The following is a 4,216-nucleotide window of genomic DNA, read 5'->3' on the forward strand; positions in this document are numbered from 1 at the left end:
ATTCCGCATTAATACAAAACTTCAACTCTCCTCTCACCTGTTCCTAATCTTTCATTCCCTCAGTGAACGCTCGCTCTTAAAGCGGCTGCAAAAATATACAGGCTTTTGGATAATACAAACTTTTCAACTCGCTTTTTCGCGATAATTTTACTCTTTATCTCTATTCTTCTGAATATCAGCATTCAGTTAAAATGACAAATCGGAATTTAATTTACGAGACACTGCAATTAATGTTTCAAGCGATATAATATTTATAGTATAGTCACAGATTCAAATAGAGAAAACACGTCGCTTAAATGCTTGCCGGGTTACCATATAATATATACAGGACTGCATCAAGCATACAAGATGTTTCTGGCGGAATAAATTATCCAGGGTAAATAGTGAGATCCCAAGCCCCGACTGAAGCCAGGACCGGAAAAACTTTGATCCAGCTCCATTTCTATCGGTCGACCGCTTGGGAGTGGTGAGGCAATGATTCTGATTTCAAAAGAATCAAGCAGATAAATATATACAAATAGACACTAAGCTACTTTACAAAAAATTTCCCCTAAAGAAGTTAAATATACTGTAACCAATATCAACCTTCTGACCAGAAATACAACTCACCTCACAAATACCCCGTTCCCCACATTTAAAAAATCCTTTATCCTTACCTATTATATAGTAGTCATATTTCATTCGAGAAGCCTGGGCGGAAGTGTTACCCCAATAACTGCAACCTGAATTCTGCATCATCATCAATCGGGTATATTTAAATCGTGAATTTGCTATTCCTTATTATACTGTAGATACCGGGGCCACAAAGTCTCACTTTTCAGCGAAGCACTCAGACTGCCCCTCTCCTTTTCAATCCACCCTTTTTGGCACGAACACAAATAACCAACGACAAAACAGACTGATCAGATAATTATGTCAACTAAAATCAAAAAATAATTGCCTTTTTTCATCATAATAAAAAACGAAAATGAAACTTATCAATACCTATAACTAGGTAATCTCAATATTCATAACATCATGAAATTATAATTTAATAGTATCTGATCATAAAAATACTTTGGGGTGTTTAATTTTCCAGTACGGGAGTTTTGTCCCAATTTGAAAACACTTCAAGGATCACACGAAAACAATTAATCACTCACTATCAATACATTAAGCCAAATGGCACAGCAATTGCATTATGACAAGCAAACGTACTAAACATTTGAAATATTGAATATGGAAGCGACGCGAATCAATTTGAAATTTGGATTTTATGTTATTTAGTCATAATTTGCATAAGCAATAATTGATTCTGAAATTTAAAGTTAGATAAAAAATAAGGGGTTATTTACATCTTTCCGAAAATTTCATATCAACATAAGTTTATAAGCAATTACGGCAAATGACTGATCAACTATTCGTTGGAATGGATTGATTTGGCGCCGAATACCTTACTGTGTGGTTTTGTAACTATTAACACAACAAATGATATGAAAACAACTCTACCCAAGCGAAATTTAACACGAACCCGAATATTGGGAATGGTGTTTAAAAGTTCCTTAAGCAACTTTTTGTTCTTACTCTTGCTTCTGCTAGCGTCTGTGCCATTACAATCAAAGGCACAATCCTACTTCGAATTACTTGAAAGTAATCTTTGCCAACCTGCTGATCCAACGGTAAATTGTACCGCAAATTCAGCAGATGTGGTTGGGGCATACATTGCCCTTGAAGACGGAACAAAAATTACCGATGACAATATTCCTAGTGGAAACCATAACGCTTATGTTTTTCTTAATGTCGTAAAAATTGGAAATAAGTATGACTTATATGCCCAGTTCGACCTAGTTATTTATAATGCCACAACTGGACAAAAAACATCAGACTTTATTCAGGCTTTTGCAGGAGGAACTATACAAACAGGTGATTATCGGATATATCAAGAAATACCTAACTACATCGTAAATGGAGAAATAAATAGTTTAGTGGGTATCGAAAATATGATCGTTGGCTGGGATAATACCGACAATAATACACCTACATGTTTAACAGGAAATTACTCTGCTTGTAATGCTCAAATACCAGACATTATTGCACAAGGTCCATTCATCGTAGTACCTCAGTCTGATGAAATAAATTGCAATGGAGAAACTACCTCTGTAGAATTCATTGTAAGTGGAGGTAAAGCTCCTTACAGTATTACTTTTAATGGCGAAACTAAAAATACAACTTCTACTGTCGTTTTTGAAAATGTAAGTGCTGGTAGCCTATATTATGAGGCCAGTGATTCTGATGGCCATTTTGACGATGGGACTTTAGTTATAACAGAACCGATGGCTATAGAGGCAAATCCGACAGTTACAACTCCGATTGACTGTTCAGGTGAAACTGCAACAATTGCTCTAAATGGTAGCGGAGGAACCTCTCCTTTAACATATACATTAACTTCAGATGGAAGGTCAAATGAAACTGGTATTTTTTCAGACGTCCCTGCTGGGGCTGGACAGATTTACACCATAACTGATGCTAATGATTGTTATTTCGAAGGAACTTTTGATGTAACGCCTGGTGATGGAGAGGCTCCAACCGGAACGGCTCCAGATGGTACAACAGGAATTAATGCCTGCTATATAGATGAATTTACTCCACCTGTTGGTACTCCAGTTTTTGATGCAATTGCGGTTGCATCAAATTACTCTGACCCAGGAGGTGTTACTGCTGAATTAACAAATACCTCCGTAACAGGCACCAACTGCTCCTGGGAGGTGATATACACGTTTAGAGTCTTTGATAATTGTTCTAATGAGTTAATTAATCAACAGATTGTACACAGTGGTTCTGACCAGGATCCGGCAACCGGTATTACTCCTTCAGGAGTTGCCAATATTAATGCTTGTGCCAGCGAAACTGAAATTGACGGACTGTACCCGACTGCCAATGATGAAGCTGCAATTGAAGCTGCTTACTCTGACGACTGTGGAACAGTAACGGCAGCATTCGTAAGCCAAACATTAACAGGCGGACAGTGCAACTGGACACTTGTCAGAACTTATAATATTTTTGACGGTTGCGCAGCTAACGACTTTACGGTTGAAATGACCTACTCTGGTTCTGACCAGGATCCGGCAATCGGTATTACTCCTTCAGGAGTTGCCAATATTAATGCTTGTGCCAACGAAACTGAAATTGACGGACTATACCCAACTGCCGATGATGAAGCTGCAATTGAAGCCGCTTACTCTGACGACTGTGGAACAGTAACGGCAGCATTCGTAAGCCAAACATTAACAGGCGGACAGTGCAACTGGACACTCGTTCGAACTTATAATATTTCTGACGGTTGCGCAGCTAACGACTTTACGGTTGAAATGACCTACTCTGGTTCTGACCAGGATCCGGCAACCGGTATTACTCCTTCAGGAGTTGCCAATATTAATGCTTGTGCCAACGAAACTGAAATTGACGGGCTGTACCCGACTGAAGATGATGAAGCTGCAATTGAAACCGCTTACTCTGACGACTGTGGAACAGTAACTGCATCATTCGTAAGCCAAATATTAACAGGCGGACAGTGCAACTGGACACTTGTTAGAACTTATAATATTTCTGACGGTTGTTCTGCTAACGACTTTACGGTTGAAATGACCTACTCCGGTTCTGACCAGGATCCGGCAACCGGTATTACTGCTTCAGGAGTTGCCAATATTAATGCTTGTGCCAACGAAACTGAAATTGACGGACTGTACCCAACTGCCGATGATGAAGCTGCAATTGAAGCCGCTTACTCTGACGACTGTGGAACAGTAACGGCAGCATTCGTAAGCCAAACATTAACAGGCGGACAGTGCAACTGGACACTCGTTCGAACTTATAATATTTCTGACGGTTGCGCAGCTAACGACTTTACGGTTGAAATGACCTACTCTGGTTCTGACCAGGATCCGGCAACCGGTATTACTCCTTCAGGAGTTGCCAATATTAATGCTTGTGCCAACGAAACTGAAATTGACGAACTGTACCCGACTGAAGATGATGAAGCTGCAATTGAAGCTGCTTACTCTGACGACTGTGGAACAGTAACTGCATCATTCGTAAGCCAAACATTAACTGGCGGACAGTGCAACTGGACACTCGTTCGAACTTATAATATTTCTGACGGTTGCGCAGCTAACGACTTTACGGTTGAAATGACCTACTCTGGTTCTGACCAGGATCCGGCAACCGGTATTACTCCTTC

The 4,216-nt window shown here is 39.7% G+C and carries 1 protein-coding gene; it reads left to right on the forward strand.

Features of this window, described 5'->3' with window-relative positions:
• Positions 1-1,403 precede the first annotated feature (1,403 nt).
• Positions 1,404-4,216, forward strand: a 2,813-nt coding sequence (locus tag MR764_RS02830; RefSeq protein ID WP_247977876.1) for a hypothetical protein, incomplete at its 3' end; no start/stop codon positions are given.

This window comes from Maribellus sp. YY47, assembly GCF_023111095.1.
In the GTDB taxonomy this organism is placed as follows: domain Bacteria; phylum Bacteroidota; class Bacteroidia; order Bacteroidales; family Prolixibacteraceae; genus Draconibacterium.